Source organism: Roseofilum sp. KMC-1 (assembly GCF_057802075.1).
The window spans coordinates 2,866,005-2,883,128 of the sequence record NZ_CM173605.1; the positions used below are offsets into that span (position 1 = coordinate 2,866,005).

Annotated in this window: 17 protein-coding genes; 9 read left to right on the top strand and 8 right to left on the bottom strand. The window is 48.0% G+C overall.

Annotated features, from left to right (window positions below):
- Positions 1 to 134 precede the first annotated feature (134 nt).
- Positions 135 to 461, bottom strand: coding sequence for a hypothetical protein (locus AC3FZD_RS13445; RefSeq protein ID WP_488736523.1), 327 nt, complete (start codon positions 459 to 461; stop codon positions 135 to 137).
- Between the two features lie 104 nt (positions 462 to 565).
- Between AC3FZD_RS13445 and AC3FZD_RS13450 the strand changes: the two genes are divergently transcribed.
- Entirely contained in the window at positions 566 to 1,288 is a 723-nt protein-coding gene (locus tag AC3FZD_RS13450) for a phosphorylase family protein (RefSeq protein ID WP_488736524.1), read from the top strand.
- A 15-nt stretch (positions 1,289 to 1,303) separates the two neighbouring features.
- Here the strand turns inward: AC3FZD_RS13450 and AC3FZD_RS13455 are convergent, their stop codons facing one another.
- Positions 1,304 to 2,863: an FAD-dependent oxidoreductase gene (locus AC3FZD_RS13455; protein WP_488736525.1), complete on the bottom strand. Its 1,560-nt coding sequence runs from the start codon at positions 2,861 to 2,863 to the stop codon at positions 1,304 to 1,306.
- Between the two features lie 53 nt (positions 2,864 to 2,916).
- Here AC3FZD_RS13455 and AC3FZD_RS13460 point away from each other — a divergent pair, with 53 nt between their 5' ends.
- The 5 genes from AC3FZD_RS13460 (at position 2,917) to AC3FZD_RS13480 (ending at position 8,611) form a co-directional block, all read left to right on the top strand.
- Complete coding sequence (locus AC3FZD_RS13460; RefSeq protein ID WP_488736526.1) at positions 2,917 to 3,846, top strand: RpnC/YadD family protein; 930 nt, start codon at positions 2,917 to 2,919, stop codon at positions 3,844 to 3,846.
- A gap of 105 nt (positions 3,847 to 3,951) precedes the next feature.
- Positions 3,952 to 5,244, top strand: a complete 1,293-nt coding sequence (purD, locus tag AC3FZD_RS13465; protein ID WP_488736527.1) for a phosphoribosylamine--glycine ligase — start codon at positions 3,952 to 3,954, stop codon at positions 5,242 to 5,244.
- Between the two features lie 56 nt (positions 5,245 to 5,300).
- Positions 5,301 to 7,391 (top strand): ATP-binding protein, encoded by a 2,091-nt coding sequence (locus tag AC3FZD_RS13470; RefSeq protein WP_488736528.1) that lies wholly within the window; start codon positions 5,301 to 5,303, stop codon positions 7,389 to 7,391.
- Between the two features lie 38 nt (positions 7,392 to 7,429).
- On the top strand, positions 7,430 to 7,960 hold the full coding sequence (locus AC3FZD_RS13475; protein WP_488736529.1) for an Npun_F5560 family protein: 531 nt from the start codon (positions 7,430 to 7,432) through the stop codon (positions 7,958 to 7,960).
- A 9-nt stretch (positions 7,961 to 7,969) separates the two neighbouring features.
- On the top strand, positions 7,970 to 8,611 hold the full coding sequence (locus AC3FZD_RS13480; RefSeq protein WP_488736530.1) for a hypothetical protein: 642 nt from the start codon (positions 7,970 to 7,972) through the stop codon (positions 8,609 to 8,611).
- Here the strand turns inward: AC3FZD_RS13480 and AC3FZD_RS13485 are convergent.
- Positions 8,597 to 8,944, bottom strand: a complete 348-nt coding sequence (locus AC3FZD_RS13485) for an STAS domain-containing protein (protein ID WP_488736531.1) — start codon at positions 8,942 to 8,944, stop codon at positions 8,597 to 8,599. The genes AC3FZD_RS13480 and AC3FZD_RS13485 overlap by 15 nt on opposite strands.
- A 331-nt stretch (positions 8,945 to 9,275) precedes the next feature.
- On the opposite strand from AC3FZD_RS13485, the gene AC3FZD_RS13490 reads away from it, so the two are divergent.
- The 3 genes from AC3FZD_RS13490 to AC3FZD_RS13500 all read left to right on the top strand — a co-directional run bounded on the left by AC3FZD_RS13490 (position 9,276) and on the right by AC3FZD_RS13500 (position 12,480).
- Entirely contained in the window at positions 9,276 to 9,896 is a 621-nt protein-coding gene (locus AC3FZD_RS13490; protein WP_488736532.1) for a DedA family protein, read from the top strand.
- Between the two features lie 139 nt (positions 9,897 to 10,035).
- Complete coding sequence (murA, locus tag AC3FZD_RS13495) at positions 10,036 to 11,316, top strand: UDP-N-acetylglucosamine 1-carboxyvinyltransferase (RefSeq protein ID WP_488736533.1); 1,281 nt, start codon at positions 10,036 to 10,038, stop codon at positions 11,314 to 11,316.
- Between the two features lie 117 nt (positions 11,317 to 11,433).
- Positions 11,434 to 12,480: an adenosine deaminase gene (locus AC3FZD_RS13500; protein ID WP_488736534.1), complete on the top strand. Its 1,047-nt coding sequence runs from the start codon at positions 11,434 to 11,436 to the stop codon at positions 12,478 to 12,480.
- Between the two features lie 51 nt (positions 12,481 to 12,531).
- Here the strand turns inward: AC3FZD_RS13500 and psb27 are convergent, their stop codons facing one another.
- The 5 genes from psb27 to pstS form a co-directional block, all read right to left on the bottom strand.
- Complete coding sequence (gene psb27 / locus AC3FZD_RS13505; RefSeq protein ID WP_488736535.1) at positions 12,532 to 12,930, bottom strand: photosystem II protein Psb27; 399 nt, start codon at positions 12,928 to 12,930, stop codon at positions 12,532 to 12,534.
- Between the two features lie 92 nt (positions 12,931 to 13,022).
- Entirely contained in the window at positions 13,023 to 13,841 is an 819-nt protein-coding gene (gene pstB, locus AC3FZD_RS13510; RefSeq protein WP_488736536.1) for a phosphate ABC transporter ATP-binding protein PstB, read from the bottom strand.
- A gap of 36 nt (positions 13,842 to 13,877) precedes the next feature.
- The gene (gene pstA, locus AC3FZD_RS13515; protein ID WP_488736537.1) at positions 13,878 to 14,774 is read right to left on the bottom strand and encodes a phosphate ABC transporter permease PstA; all 897 of its coding nucleotides are present in this window, start codon (positions 14,772 to 14,774) and stop codon (positions 13,878 to 13,880) included.
- Between the two features lie 119 nt (positions 14,775 to 14,893).
- Complete coding sequence (gene pstC / locus AC3FZD_RS13520) at positions 14,894 to 15,844, bottom strand: phosphate ABC transporter permease subunit PstC (RefSeq protein ID WP_488736538.1); 951 nt, start codon at positions 15,842 to 15,844, stop codon at positions 14,894 to 14,896.
- A gap of 85 nt (positions 15,845 to 15,929) precedes the next feature.
- Positions 15,930 to 17,102, bottom strand: coding sequence for a phosphate ABC transporter substrate-binding protein PstS (pstS, locus tag AC3FZD_RS13525; protein WP_488736539.1), 1,173 nt, complete (start codon positions 17,100 to 17,102; stop codon positions 15,930 to 15,932).
- Positions 17,103 to 17,124: the final 22 nt, after the last annotated feature.

The following is a 17,124-nucleotide window of genomic DNA, read 5'->3' on the forward strand; positions in this document are numbered from 1 at the left end:
GCCTTAGAAGGTCATGGGCATGAAACCTACTGGTAAAAGGCAACGGGTAAAACCTAGTTTTCCTATTGCCTTTTGCCTCTTAATCTCCCCTTGAACTGGCGATCGTCCTTAACTTGTGACTAATCCCTATTACCTTAAATTAACTTAGCCGCGCATTCTTGACCAATTTCAGTAAATTGGGGGGGATCTTCTCCTTTTGCCTCAGCCTCACGAATGATTCTCTGATAGTCACCATAAGTAAACTGAGCTTGAAACTCAGTTAGCACGCATTGACATAAGGGTTCGACGAAATCTGCGGGTAAAAATGACTCCACTTTTTTGCCGCAATTGTCGAGAATTTCATTCACCGCTTTTTCGGGATAAGGATTGGGGGTAGACTGCGCTTGAGCGAGGGGAGTTACCAGCATCCCGAAATATCCCAGACTCATCAGGGTTGATAAACCCATTTTCCATAAATTCATGATCGCTATTGTCCTTGAATTCTCAATCGATTAGAATAACTGGGCAGTACAGAAGTTTGGGTTACTGAATAAGTTCCCCAGGGTTTACCCTGAGAAGAGATAACTTGGATCAGATCGACATTTCCTCACCCAATCTGATTTTAGTCCCTCAAGGGGCTGAATATCACGCCGTTCGTCGGGGTATTGCTTCTTTGCCATCATCTTCTGGGTTGCCCCTAGTTTATCCCATTCCTATGGGAGGGGAACCGGTTACGGGGTTTTGTTTACAGTGGATGAGAGAAATTTTACCCGATCACGTTAGCGATGCGGAGCATTATCGCCCCAAAATTCTGGTATTGGGATTAGCCGGAAGTTTGTCCCCTGACTACTCAGTGGGCGATCGCGTAGTCTATCAACAGTGTTGTCATCTGGCTCTGGGAGAGACTCTAGAGTGCAATCGCTCCTTAACCGAGTTTCTCAAGCTTCGACTGACCCCCCATACCCCACCGATCAGAGCCTTAACCAGCCCTTATATTATTACTCAAGCCAGTGAAAAACAAAACCTCGGTCAAACCTACAATGCTGCTGTTGTCGATATGGAAGGATTTGGGATCTTAAAAACCTTACAAAGCCTAGATCTTCCAGTTGGGATGGTGCGGGTGATTGGCGATCGCCATAATCAAGATCTGCCCAATCTCAATGCTACTCTGAATAGCCAAGGTCAACTCGATCCCATTCCCCTCACCCTAGAACTACTCAAACATCCCCTCAAAGCCATGAATCTGATTGAGGGAGCGCTGCGAGCATTGCCGATTCTCTCTCAAATGGCGATCGAACTCTATCAATGAATCATGACTCAAGACTTATGACTGATAATCCCGTCCTGAGCCATAATGCCAACCCTCTCGCCAACGGTGATAAGTATAGCGTTGCTCTGGAGAGAGGAATTTTAGATAGGGTTCTAAGGAATTACTCAATATATCCAATAGGGTATAAGCGCCTAAATTCTGATAATGAATCATCCAGTTAATCAGGGTGGGTAAGCCCACTTGGGGAATAATCTTTAGCACAGAAATAGGTTGTTGAATCCAGGTTTTAAGCAAGGTTTGGGTTAAGCCGGGAAACTGCACCACATCTTGCAGAAAAGGATGTAAAACATCATCCCCGGCTTCTTCCATAAGGGTGAAAACGCCCCGGAGTAAGTCATTGGGAGGTACGAGAAACTCTTTACTTTCCATGCTTAAACTCATGGAGCGCTGGAAGAGCCAAGTGACGGATAAACTGGGTTGATAAGGTTGGAGGAGGGATAATTGTTTTTGTTTGAGAGTATCGAGGGTTAAGGCTTCTTCAATGCCCAAGGTTAAGCGCTTTAAGTGGCGGATCATGGCTCCAAAGCCGCCAAAACTGAGAGGAGACTGGCTGCCACTACTATCGCCAATGGCTAAAATGCGGTCAAAGGGGAGTTTGAGGGGACTGTTTTGATAACAGGGAAAAAAGCCGAATAGGGCGCGTTGAAAGGTGAGGCAATCGAGGGAAATCTGTTGATATTCGGGCAGTAAGCGCAAGTATTCTTCATAGAAAAATTCGAGGCTAAATCGGTGAGGATGGGCATCTAAATAGGTGAATAAATAGGTGGTGCGTCCATCTTTGGCGGGGAAGGCTTCCCAGAAATATTGACAGTGATGTATGGGGGGGGTGAAGGAGACAAACAGATCGCCCGTGTCATTTTTGGGGTATCCTTGGGCGACGCTACCGACGACTAAACAGACGGCATCGGGTTGAGCGCCCGCTCTTGCTTGTTGGCTGATGGGGGAAAAATGCCCCATGGCATCGAGGAGTAAGCGGGCGTTAATGTTTTGATTTCCCACTTTGAGGATAATACGATCGCCGTAAATTGTCGCTCCTGCAAATGGCGTTTGCTCTAACAGGGTTCCTCCTGCATCCAAAAAACGCTGCTTGAGACACTCCAACAGAAACACCGGATCGATGCCAATATTGAGGATATCTCTAACCCAAATATCGCGGATACCGGGAAAACTAATCCGGGCTGGGTTATACTCGGTGGCGATCGCCTCCTCTAACTGCTCCTCAGTCAACAACCCCAACTCCACCAACACCCCCAATTCCCGCCGGGAAATATTCCACTCCTGCACCCTACCGCGCAAAATTCCCCGCTCTACCACCGTTACCCCGATGCCGCGCAACTGCAAAGCACAGGCCATCATAATCCCCAAAGTCCCCCCACAGATGACCACATCCGTATCTAGGGGTTCATCCTTAGAAGTCCCCGGATCGGCTACTGTAATCACTTCGGGAATCGGTATACTCGCAGAACGCAAACTCGACCAAAGTTCATCCGCCTTTCGCAAGCTTCCCAGCACATCCCCCGGTAGTTGAGATAAAATTGCTTCTGTTTTACTCATAACCCCTTTATTGACCATCATTATCCATTGTTAATTATTAACGTTTAATTAAAATGACTCGGCAACCTCACGATCAATTCGCCAAAGCCTACCTGAAAGAACTGCTCGAACCCCTAGGAACCGTCGAAATTAGCCGGGAAGTTCCAGGAGAAACCCTACAAATTGACCTCTTTTTCGATCCCTCTCCAGAGCCTCCAACTGATGCACCTGCCCTCGGTTTACTGGCTCAAATCGCTTCTAAGCCTTGTCTATTAGAACCCTATCGCAATTGTCCGAGTCGGTCAGAAATCCGCAACTGTATACTCAAACTCTTTTATGTTCACACCGAGCTAGAGCGTCAAGCCAGACGGGAAGAGGGGATTCTGGATGAACAACAATTACCTCAATTATGGATTTTAACCCCAACCGCATCCAAGAAACTCTTAGACGAGTTGGGAGCTAGAGCCGATCAAGAGTGCGAGTATGCAGGAGTTTATCAACTCGCGGAGATTAACCAAACAGGGATTATTGCCATTAACCAACTGCCGGAAATCCCAGAAACCCTCTGGTTAAGACTGTTGGGAAAAGGGGGAACCCAGAGAAGAGCCATTCAACAAGTGCTAGAGTTGCCAGAAGATGATCCGCAACGGCGTAATATTCTAGAACTGATTGGAGTATGGCGAATTAACGTACAAGCTAAAATAGATTTCAATCCAGAAGACCAGGAGTTACTTATGGAGTTATCACCGGCTTACTTAAAATGGCGAGAAGATACGATTCAGGAAGGTATCCAACAAGGGATACAAGAAGGCGTTGAACAAGGGGTTCAGCAGGCTAAACGAGTGACCATCGAAATGCTATTAAGAACAAGGTTTGGTTCCTTGGATGAGGCGTTACTGGCAATGATAGACAGGATGATGGCATGGTCTCTAGAAGAGTTGATTCCTATCTGTATGCAAGCCGATCGTGAGGAGTTGTTAGCCCAGTTTAGCCAGGAGAATTAGAGCCTGGTATCTGGTCTGCTGGGAAACCGAGTTTCTGAGCAATCCGGCTTCTGGTGGAGATTGCATATTACAATCAGATCGGTGAGTGTGATTGAAGAACGGAACGTGAAAATTATTGTTATTGGTAGTGGAGGGCGAGAACATGCGATCGCCAAAACCCTCTTACAATCTTCTCAAGTGCAACAGGTGGTCTGTATTCCTGGGAATGGGGGAACGGCACGGTTAAAGGGCTGCGAAAATCTACCCCTGAAGATTGACCAGGTTGATCAGTTTGAGGCGATCGCCGACTATGCTAAAACCCATGCCATCGATCTGATTATCGTGGGCCCAGAATCCCCCCTCGCCCTGGGGATTACGGATGTCCTCCAACGCCACAACCTCACGGTATTTGGCCCCAGCCAAGCAGGAGCGCAAATTGAAGCGAGTAAAGCCTGGGCAAAAGCCTTGATGACGGAAGCATCGATTCCTACAGCCGCCTGTGCCGTGTTTACGGAAGCTAAAGCCGCCCGCGCCTATGTACAAAACCAGGGAGCGCCCATTGTCATTAAAGCCGATGGTCTAGCTTCGGGTAAAGGGGTGACTGTAGCCATGGACTTAGCAGAAGCAGAACAGGCGATCGCCGATGCCTTTTCAGGTAAATTTGGTGCAGCCGGTCAAACCGTAGTGATCGAGACCTATCTCACCGGTCAAGAAGCCTCAATTTTAGCCCTCACCGACGGCGAAACCATCCGCCCCCTAATCAGCGCCCAAGACCACAAACGCATCGGCCCAGGGGACACCGGGCCCAATACGGGAGGCATGGGGGCCTATGCTCCGGCTCCTCTGGTAACCCCAGAATTAAGCGCTCGCATTAACCAAGAGATTCTCATCCCCACGATTAAAACCCTCAAAAAACGGGGCATTACCTACCGGGGCGTATTGTATGCTGGCCTGATGATTACCCCAGAAGGCGATCCGAAAGTGATCGAATTTAACTGTCGGTTTGGCGATCCAGAAATTCAAGCCATACTCCCCCTGTTAGAAACTCCCCTAGAAAACCTCCTTTTAGCTACAGCCAAAGGAGAATTAGCCCAACAAGAAATTACCTGGAAACCGGGAGCCTGTGCTTGTGTGGTGGCGGCCTCTGAGGGATATCCCGGTGACTTTGAAACCGGATTTCCCATTACCGGAATAGAAGTGGCCGAAGCTCAAGGGGCGATCGTGTTTGAAGCGGGCACTAGCTTAAAGGATAATCGTCCCGTGACCAGTGGCGGCCGAGTTTTGGGAGTCACTGCGGTAGCAGCAACCCACGATCTAGCCTTTGAAAAAGTCTATCAGGCGATCGCCTCCATTCACTTTCAGGGTTTATACACCCGTCGAGATATCGGCTATCGGGTGCGGCAAAAACTGAGCCAGTAACCCATAATAGAAACACAGCAAACAACTGTAGGCCTTCAGAACAATGCATCGGTATCATGGTGACTTTACTGAAAAATCTTAAAGGAGCGATCGCCCATTGGTGGTCAGAATTCACCCTGCAAACCCGACTCATGGCAGCGGCCACCCTAGCGGTATCCCTGATCATGAGCAGTCTCACCTTCTGGGCCGTCAACACCATTCAACTCGACGCTCGCCTCCATGATACCCGCTTTGGCCAAGACCTCGGACTCCTACTGGCCTCCAATGTCACCCCCCTAGTCGCCGAAAACAACCTAACGGAAGTAGCCAGGTTTTCCCAGCGCTTCTATAACAGCACCTCCAATATCCGCTATCTCCTCTATGCAGACAGAGACGGTAAGCTCTTCTTTGGCCTCCCCTTTTGGGACTCAGAAGTACAAACCTCCCTGAGCATTGAACGGCGCATTCAGCTCCCAGAGAATTATCTCATCTCCTCCCAAATTCCTCTGGTGCGCCAACATCAAACCCCTGATGGAGAAGTCACCGATGTCTTCGTTCCCCTGATCCATAAAAATGAATATCTAGGGGTATTGGCGATCGGTATCAATCCTAATCCCACAGTAGTCACCTCCTCCAACCTCACCCGCGATGTGACCTTAGCCGTCTTTGTCTCCATTTGGTCAATGGTTATTTTAGGTGGAGTCTTCAATGCTCTCGCCATCACCCAACCCATTAAAGAACTCTTATCTGGAGTTAAAAGTATTGCCGCCGGTAATTTTAAGCAGAGAATTAATTTACCCTTAAGCGGAGAATTGGGGGAACTCATTTGTAGTTTTAATGAGATGGCCGAACGGTTAGAGAGCTATGAAGAACAAAATATTGAAGAGTTAACCGCCGAAAAAGCCAAACTAGAAACCTTAGTTTCCACCATTGCCGATGGCGCAATCTTATTAGATACTGAACTGAATATTATCTTAGTCAATCCCAACGCTCGCCGCATGTTTGATTGGGAAGGAGAATCTGTAGTCGGTAAAAATGTTTTACGCTATGTCCCTCCCCCCATACAAGTTAAACTCACTCGCCCCCTTTATGAAATTATTCAAGGTAATTTTTTCCCTGGTGATGGTGCTTCTGTCAATGAATTTCGCATTACTGTAACTGAACCAGTTAAACGCACTGTAAGAATTCTTTTAACCACCGTTTTATCCCATCGCGCCACGGGAGAAGCCGCCTTATGTCAAGACTGCCTGCATGATGAGAATGATACTTGTGTGGTTCCCGAACGCCCCCTAGCCCAAGAATGCGTCTTATATGAGCATAATATTAAACCTAATTTAGAGAATGCTAATATTGGCAACTTGAAAGGCATTGCCATGACCGTTCAAGATATTACCCGTGAAGTGGAACTTAATGAAGCTAAAAGCCAATTTATTAGTAATGTATCCCATGAACTAAGAACTCCTTTATTTAATATTAAAGGATTTATTGAAACTCTCTATGAATATGGGGAAGAACTCAGTGAAGTCGAGCGGCGCGATTTTCTAGAAACCGCTAATCATGAAACCGATCGCCTCACTCGCTTGGTCAATGATGTATTAGATTTATCCCGGCTAGAATCCAGCCGTATCTATCACCTTGATGCGGTGTATGTGGGACAACTGATAGAGCAAACCCTCCGTACCTATCAACTCAATGCCAAAGATAAAGGGATTGAACTGCGCCAAGAGATTGAAACGGATTTACCGAAAATTTTGGGCCATTACGATCTGCTCCTGCAAGTATTGACTAACTTGGTGGGAAATTCCCTCAAATTTACAGAATCAAAAGGTAAAGTAATAATTCGCTCTTATTGTCCTCCGAGTAATAAGAAGGTCGTCCGCATCGAAGTATCGGATACGGGAATTGGGATCGATCCAGAAGACCAAGCTGCCATTTTTGACCGCTTCTATCGGGTGGAAAACCGGGTGCATACCTTAGAAGGAACGGGACTGGGATTATCTATTGTCCGCAATATTATTGACAAACATAATAGTTGTGTACAATTGGTCAGTGAAGTGGGAGTGGGAACAACCTTTTGGTTCGATCTAGCCTTGTATGAGGAAGCACGAGATTCTGAACCGGTCAAATCCTTAGAATCTTTATACCGAGGAACTCCCCTTAAGAGCTAATCTATTCCCTATTCCCTATTATCCCAAGGAGACCTAAAATGACCCATTCTTCTGACTCGGAGAGCCTTCAGGAATTTCAAGCGGAAATGACGCGCTTGCGGGAAGAGTTAACTTTAAGAGACCAATTGGTGCAACAGTTGTCTCAAGAGCTGTTTCGGTTAGTGAAAGGGAATGCCTCTTTTATCCCGGCTCAAACCCAGTCAGGAGATCAAGGGGAAAATATGCGATTGCTCCAAGCACAACTGCAAAAGGTGGAGGAGCAGGTACAGTTCTATCAAGAACAAATTCAAGAGCGAGATAGTGAAATCTATCAACTGCGCCAGTCTGTGCAAGAATTAAGCGATCGCTCTGGAATGCTCGAACAAGTCGTACAAGAACTTCCCCATCTGTATCGGCAAAAATTCGCCGAACGCATGGAACCCATCCGGGAAAAAGTGGCGATGCTGCAACGGGAAAATCGCCAACTTCATGCTGAACTGCAAAGCGTCAGCTATCGGTTAGCCATGCGAACCCGTAACCCTTCCCGCATTGATTTACCCAATTTTCCCATAACTTCTGGCCAAACATAATTTCCGATCATGTCCCATTCCTCTGTACAGATCGTTGTCGAGTCTGATGGCGATCGCTCCGCCCCTTTGCCTTTACAATTGCTACAAATAATTCAGGGAATCTCCCCCGATCTGAAGGCCACGATTCAATCGATTAAGACTCTCAAAACTTCAGAGGGGATTCTTTTCTGTCCCCTAACCCTCAATATTCCAGATTGGCTCCCTTTTCAAGGTCAAAAAACTTACCAATATTGTCGATCGCTAGACTCCCTACGGCAAACCGTTACCACCTGGGGATATGCGACTGGCGAAGGAGAGCATTGGCTACCGATTATGCTGACAACGAAAGGGCCTGTTTATGGTGAAGCCATTGAAAACAGGAACTCCAGCTATCATCAACCCCTACATTTAGGCGATCAAACCCGTCAAACCCTCTACCAACTGGGTTATCAACTGTTGCGCCATATTCGGGCTATTCCTGGCGTTTATTTGCTTCAGTTTGGGGGAATATCCGATCCCTGCTTTGATCGCCTCATTCCCTTTCCCGATACCCCAGTCTTAGCCAGTTTAGGAGTTCAGGAGCCAGACTTACTCACCAGTTACTGGTATTGCCAAATCGGAATCCCCCTCATTGACCTACAAATTAAACCCATTGCTTCAAGCAGCCATTAATTTATCGGCTTGAAACACCTCTAATGCTTCTTCGTAGGAAGAATAAACTTCAAAAACCCCCTCTAGTCGGGCAATATCCAAAATCAGTTTCACCTGTCCAGGAATATGACAGAGAACCAGGCGACAACCCTGCTGACGGGCGGCTTTGAGTCCAGAGACGAGCTTACCGAGTCCGGCACTGTCCATGAAATCGACTCCAGCCAAATCTAAACACAGGACAGAAGTCTCAGAAGCCATCGCCTCAATCTGGCGAGCAATTTGTTCCCCACCCTGGCGATCGAAACGCCCTTGAGGGTGAAGAACCGCAAACTGACCCATTACTCTATTTGTCATTGTAGTTATCCTTTTGATAAGTCCCTAGGAGATGAAAATCGTTGATTGATCCAAGATCTAAAGCCAAAAGAGTCCGGCAAGACGACCGAACTCTAGCTTAAGCAATCTTACTCTAGCGATCGCTCCTTTAGACCTTCTTAATATAAGCGTGAAAATTGAGAATTGTCAGCCCCAAAAACTACACTTTTTTAAAACTTCACTCCCTCGCTCAAACTTTCCCGAAGCCTCGATCCCCAGTGGAGATTGACAGTACCCCGATTCCACGCCAAGATCAGAGAAAGCTCAATCTAGCAACGTAACAAATACGTTCCCTTCTCCCCCAACGGTTTGCATGTCCTTAGAATTTCTCTCCCTCGATACGATTCAATCCCTAGCCAGTCAATACGGATACTGGACGATTTTTCTCGGTATTATGCTCGAAAATACCGGCCTGCCCCTACCGGGTGAAACCATTACCCTCGTGGGTGGATTTCTAGCCGGGAGCGGGGAAATGGTCTATTGGCGAGTTCTCATCAGTGCGATCGCCGGAGCCGTCATTGGTGATAGTTGTGGATATTGGATCGGTAGAACCGGAGGATGGCCCCTACTCCTGAAAGTGGGTCAATTCTTTCGGGTGGCTGAACATCAACTTGAAAACGCTAAAACCCAATTTCAGCAAAATGCCGCTCGTGCTGTCTTTCTCGGTCGCTTCGTCGCTCTGCTGCGGATCTTTGCCGGCCCGATCGCCGGGATCGTGGAAATGCCCTATCCTAAATTTCTCCTGTGTAATGTGGCCGGAGCCAGCCTTTGGGCTACCGTGATGGTGAGTTTATCCTTCTTTGTTGGCCGTGTTATCGCCCTAGAACAACTGATCGCTTGGGTGGGACAATTTGCCATCCTTGCCCTAGTTCTCCTCATCGCTTGGATTGTTGTTCCCCTCTGGTTAGAAAGTCGTGCTTCCCAAAACTCATAAGAGATCCGGAGATTGGATTAGCGTCCTAGAAAACTTTCCGGTACAATCAAAACCAACTTCGCAACTGATGGTAAGAATTACTTAAATTTTGGAGGATAGGGCAATTAATACCGTAATTTCAACTAATGTCACGACAGAAGTGACACAAAGCCATTCCCTGCTTCAGATTGAAGGGAAATCTCGTTTAAGCGGCCAAGTGCAAATCAGTGGGGCGAAAAACTCGGCCTTAGCCATTCTAGCCGGGGTGATCCTTTGCTCCCAAACTTGCCGATTACGCAATGTACCGAACTTGGTCGATGTCACCCGCATGGGCCAAATTTTACAATCATTGGGGATTAAGCTTGAACGCCACGGGGACACCCTAGAATTGGAGGCTACCCATATTAGCCAAGGGCAAGCCCCCTATGAAGTGGTCAGCCAACTGCGGGCTAGTTTCTTTATCATTGGCCCCTTGCTCGCCCGTTTGGGTACGGCCCAAGTGCCCTTACCGGGAGGCTGTGCGATCGGCGCTCGTCCTGTAGACCTCCATGTGCGGGGACTGCAAGCGATGGGGGCCCATGTGCAAATTGAACATGGGGTCGTCAATGCCTATGCTCCCCAGGGTAAACTCAAGGGAGCCAAAATCTATCTGGATTATCCCAGTGTAGGAGCCACGGAAACCCTGATGATGGCGGCTACTTTGGCTGAGGGAGAAACCTGTATTGAAAATGCCGCCCAAGAACCGGAAGTGATCGATTTAGCCAACTTCTGCCGTTCCATGGGCGCTCGCATTAAAGGGGCGGGTACAAAAACCATTTGGATTGAAGGGGTATCCCAACTCCATAGTACCGATTATGAAGTGATTCCCGATCGCATTGAAGCCGGTACTTTCTTGGTTGCGGCTGCCATTACCCAATCTGAACTGCTGCTCAATAATGTCATTGCTTCTCACTTGATTCCGGCGATCGCGAAGTTAGAAGAAACCGGAGCTAAAGTGATTAAAGAAGCCGAGCGACAATTACGCCTGATTCCGGCTGAACGCATTGTAGCCACGGATATCGAAACTCTGCCCTATCCTGGTTTTCCCACGGATATGCAAGCCCAGTTTATGGCGTTGCTGACTGTCGCCGAAGGTAACAGCATGGTGACTGAAACGGTGTTTGAAAATCGCCTGCGCCATGTGGCCGAATTGCAGCGTATGGGAGCTAATATCCGCGTCAAGGGTAATATTGCTGTTGTTAAAGGTGTGCCCCTCTTATCGGGTGCGCCGGTATTAGCCACGGATTTACGAGCTTCAGCCGCTTTAGTCATCGCTGGATTAGCTGCCGAAGGAACGACTATTATTCAAGATCTGCAACATCTAGACCGGGGCTATGAACAGCTTGAAGTCAAGTTGCAACAATTAGGGGCCCGCTTAACGCGCATTGAAAAAGCTTCTTAACGATCGGGATATACAAGAAATAAGTCCTGAAGGGTGCTGAACTGGATTTTGAACATTACCATAGGAGGTGAACGGTTTTTCTAGCCTATCGATCGCAGATATTAAGAGGTTCTTCTTGTGGCTCTCTATGCTGAACTCCACCGACACTTAGGCGGTTCGGTCGTCCCTCGCATTCTCTGGCGCTACTTTCACCGTAGCGGCTCAGAATGGTCTGAGCAGTTTCCTGAGTATGCTGAGTTTGAAGACTTCTATACTCGTCCTCGGACAACTTTAGATGAATATTTAGAACTCCATACCCTAGTGGAGAAAACGCAAACCTTAGACACTTTGCCCTATTTTATTTATCGATTGATTCGTGGGGCCTATGTGTTTGAAAATTTAGCTTATTTGGAATTGCGATATACGCCTTACCTGCGGACTCCAGAGGAGTATAGCCAGAGCGATCGCATTGATCGCATGGCAGCGATTGTGGAAGCCGTGGGTCGGGCAAGCCAAAATCATAACTATAGTATTATTACCAGCCAGATTCTCTGTACCCATTCCCGTCTACCCTATGAGGTGAACCGGGCGATTGTCGAACTGGCGGCCCAAATGCCTGAATATGTCTGTGGGATTGATATCGCGGGTGGAGATGCCCATTATGGCGATCGCCTCCCAGAATTGATTCAACTCTATGAATATGCCCGATCTTTGGGTCTCAAAACTACCGGACACCTCTATGAAACCCGTGATGGATGTTATCCGGAACTGCTTCCCTACCTGATGCGTATCGGCCATGGGATTCAAATTCCCCTCCACTATCCCCACCTCTTGCCCCAACTGGCGGCGCAAGGGCAATGTCTAGAAGTCTGTCCCACTACCTACCTGAAAACCGGCACTCTAGAAGACTTACACGAACTAAAAATCGTCTTCGATCGCTGTTTTGATGCTGGGGTAGACATTGCCATCTGTACCGATAACGCCGGACTCCATAACATGCGTCTGCCCTTTGAATACGAAAATCTACTTACCCTAGACATCATCGACTTTGAGCAACTGCAAGCCTGTCAAGATGCCTCATTCCGCCATGCCTTTGCTTGGCCTTATCCAGAGCATCCGGCCTCCTTATTAACGGGACTTTTGCAAAGCGAATCCCACCTCAATTTAACCCCAGCCTTAACCTAGACCAATGGAGGGGTGGGCTTGGCCCACCTCATAACTCTTGAGACTGGGCAACTAGGCTCCCCGTTTAAGCGCTGCTTCTACTTGGCGCAATTCCTGGTCTATCCGATTTTTCAGCTTCTCTGGAACCGGACGATTAGGATAGGAACTATAATGGCCTGCCAAGCTATTCAGGGCTGTGCGGATGGTCGTGAACGATGTTAACGTAGACACTGACTTATCCCGACGATATCGAGAGGCATATTGATTAATCAATTCCCTAGCCTCGGCTTGAGCTTCAGCCTTATTGGGAGCATCTTCGGGAAGTTGAATGGCTGTGCGAAGGCTATCAACCATATTCAAGGTATCTTGAGAATAGTTGCCTGTAATCAAGGAAGGGGTATTGGAACAGCCAACCAAACCCATGACCGCCACCAAAATCAAGGGTAGCAATCTGGCAAAAAATCGCTTCATAAGGATCATCAAAACCTGCATTATTGAGATTTACTCGTCAAACGATCCTATCGTGAATGGGGACATTGGCGATCGTTGGGTGATGATTAGTCTTAACCGAATCGTCCACTGACATACTGCTGAGTGGCTTCTTCTTGGGGATTTTGGAAAATATCTTCTGTGTTGTCATACTCGACTAAATACCCGAACCGTTTACCCCCTTCGATCGCCTTCGCATTGAAAAATGCTGTCATATCGGAGACACGGGAAGCCTGTTGCATATTGTGGGTGACAATCACAATGGTGTAATTTTCCTTCAGCTCATGGATCAGCTCTTCCACTTTCAGGGTAGAGATGGGATCGAGGGAAGCGCAGGGTTCATCCATTAACACCACATCCGGGTTAATAGCCACTGTACGAGCAATACATAGGCGCTGTTGTTGTCCTCCAGAGAGGGCAAATCCACTCTGATGCATTTTATCTTTGACTTCATCCCACAGGGCAGCTTGACGGAGCGATCGCTCCACAATTTCCTCAATATCTGCCTTGGTTTTTGCTAACCCATTAATCCGCACTCCATAGGCAATATTGTCATAAATAGACTTGGGGAAAGGGTTAGGTTTTTGAAACACCATCCCAATCCTGCGGCGCACTTCTACTGCGTCAATATTGCTTTCATATAAGCTTTGATCGTGGTATAAAATTTGCCCCTCTAACTTAAAAATGGGGATCAGATCGTTCAGGCGATTAAAACATCTTAAAATTGTACTTTTCCCACATCCCGATGGGCCAATAAATGCCGTGACTCGATTTTTGGGGATTTCCAGAGATACATCCCGAACCGCCTTAAAATCCCCATAAAAAATACTTACATTATCGGTTCTTAAGACCGTTTCGGTTTTGTTGACAATATTTGCATCTGAGTTGGACATGATATTTCCTCTATTCTTGGATGAATTGATCGACGATTAAAACTGACTTTGACGGGTGGCTAGTCTGGCAATAATGCTACTTATGAGAACCAAAAAGACTAAGACTAAAGAAGCTGCCCAAGCTAATTCCTGAAGCTTAAGATCGAAACTACTGGCAAAGTTGTAAACCAGGACGGCTAAGGAAGGAGTAGGAGCCATTAATCCTCTGGGCCAAAAATTGGAATTGAGGGCTGTAAACAGAAGGGGAGCCGTTTCTCCAGAAGCACGAGCTACTGCTAGGGTAACTCCAGTCAAAATGGGCGGGAGCGCTGCCGGTAAAACCACTTTGAGAACGGTTTGATAATTGGATGCTCCCACTCCAACGGAGGCCCAACGAATGTCTTGGGGCACAATTTGCAAGGCTTCATCGGTGGTACGAATGATGGTGGGGAGCATCAACACAGATAGGGCGGCTCCTCCGGCTAAGGCAGAAAAGGTTCCTGTGCTTAAAACGACTAAACTATAAGCAAAGACCCCAGCAATAATGGAAGGGACACCACTAAGGACATTAGTGGCAAAGCGAATCCAGCGAGCGACTTCGCGGGCAAGTTGGCTACTAGAGCTAAATTCAGACAGATAAACTGCTGCTAATACGCCAATGGGGACGGCAATGACGCTGGCAATGCCAACGGTGATAAAGGTTCCGAGGATGGCGTTAGCAATTCCTCCTCCCGTTTGTCCTGCGGCTGGGGGAAGTTGGGTGAATAGGGCTAAACTCAGACGCGATCCACCTTTAATCATCACATAAGTTAAGACCGCAAATAGGGGCAAGATGGTTAGTCCAATACAAATCCCCGAAAGGGTCGTCATTACGGTGTCAAAGATGGCTCTGGGGCGGCGATTATCTCGGATTAGGCTTTGGGCGAGGGACTGAGATTCTGTGGAAGGGTTCATGATGTCAGGGAATGGGTTCGTGGGGGAATGGGGGAATGGGTTCGTGGGGGAGTGGGGGAATGGGGGAATATTACCAATTACTCATTACCAATTACTCATTACTCATTACTCATTACCCATTACTCATATTTGGCTTTGACTTGATTAACGATCCATTCAGCTAGTACGTTGACGACTAGGGTGAGAATCATCAGAATTAAACCGGCATACATGAGGGCAGAAACCTGGAGTCCGGAGGCTTCGGGGAATTGGTTGGCCATTAGGGAGGCAATGGTATTGCCGGGGGCTAAAATTGAGAGGTTCATTTGGTTGGAGTTGCCGATGAGCATGGTGGCGGCCATGGTTTCTCCCATGGCTCGACCGAGGGCTAACATGATGCCGCCGACAATGCCGGAGAAGGCGGCAGGGAGGAGTACCCGAAAAATGGTCACCCATCGGGTTGCACCGAGACCAAGGGAGGCTTGACGCAGGTCTGGGGGCAGGCTGGCGAGGGAGTCGCGGGCGATCGCTGTAATAATCGGTAAAATCATAATCGAGAGGACGAGGCCAGCCGGTAACATGCCTGGCCCTGCCAGAGGGGTGTTAAATAAGGGGAGCCAGCCTAAGTTGTCATGGAGAAAGTCACCTATGGGTTTAAGCAGGGGAATGAGGACGAAAATTCCCCATAAGCCATAAACCACGCTGGGAATAGCGGCCAGCAGTTCCACGAGAAAGACGAGAATGGTGCGGATATTGACGGGAATAAAGTCTTCACTGAGGAAAACGGCGGTTCCCAGACCTAGGGGGACAGCGATTGATAGGGCAATGGCGGAACTCATCATGGTTCCATAGATCATGGGCCAAACGCCATATCGATCTTCCACTGGGTTCCAGGCGCTCTGGAAGAGAAAGCCCACATTAAATTTTTGTATGGCTGGAATAGCACGCCAACCCACCGTGAGGGTAATGATGATTAGGATCAGGGCAATGGAGAGGGCAAAAATCAAGGTGAGACCGATAAAGCTTCGGTCTAGGTTTTTTTCTAGGCCAGAGCGCGATCGCCCCGATTCAGTTTTTGCAATAGAAACCATAAGATCAAGACTAAACCATAACTGTAGAGTGGGGTTGAGGAGCAAGGTCTCCCTTGCTCCCAGAAGCATGAAGACGTTTAAGAGTCTATTTCACTTCGATGGTGTAATCTGGGCTAATGGCATCAGCCGCCATGGCCACCTTTTCGCGCACCTTATCGGGTAAGGGAATATAACCCAACTCTGAGCTAACGGATTGTCCTTCATTGAGACCATACTCAATCATGGCTTCCAAAGACTTAGCAATTTCGGGATCGTCGTATTGCTTATAAGCTAGTAGCCAACTGTAGCTGACAATGGGATAGGATTCTTCTCCGTCAGGGTTGGTCACAAACTCCCGCAGGTTTTCTGGTAATTCAACGGCGGCTAGGGATTGAGAAGCAGCTTCAGCCGTGGGATAGATAAATTTACCCGCTTTGTTTTCCAGAGCTGCCATGCTCAGACCGGCGCTTTTGGCAAACCCTTCTTCTAGGTAACCAATGGCTCCTTCGGTTTGGCGAATTTGGGCGGCTACGCCATCATTTTTGGCTCCCCCAATGCCTACAGGCCATTCTACGGTTTTGCCTTCACCCACTTGGGTTTTCCACTCTTCGCTCATAGCGCTGAGGTTTTTGGTGAATACTCCGGTGGTTCCGCTACCATCCGAACGATAAACGACGGTGATGTTGGTATCGGGAAGGGTGGCATCAGGGTTGGCTGCGGCAATTTTGGGGTCATTCCATTTGGTGATTTTCCCCAAAAGAATATCGATCAAGGCTTCTTGGGTTAGGTTCAGTTGTTCGACACCAGGAAGGTTATAAGCCATTACTATACTCCCCGCAGTCATGGGGAGCATTAATACTCCTTTGGTCACTTTGGAGATTTCTTCATCGGACATGGCTACGTCACTGGCTCCGAAGTTAACCAGGTTTTGCATAAATCGTTCTACCCCAGCTCCACTGCCAACGGACTGATAGTCCACTTGTAAATTGGGGGTGGCATTGCTGAAGTCTACGAACCAGCGTTGGTAAAGGGGAGCAGGAAAGGAGGCTCCAGCCCCAGTTAAACTGGTGTTGTTGGCTAGGGCGAGTTTGCTGGTTGATTTGGGAGAGGCTGCTTCTGTGGGAGCGGCTGCTTCTTCTGTGTTGGCTTCACCTGTAGTGGTGCTTTCCACTTGAGCGGTGTTGTCTCCACCACCAGCACAGGAGGATAAGGCTAGGGCAGTTAGAGCTGCGATCGACAGGGAAATGCTGTTACGCTTGAAGTTAGAAAGAGAAAACATAGGATATACAAGTTCGAGATTA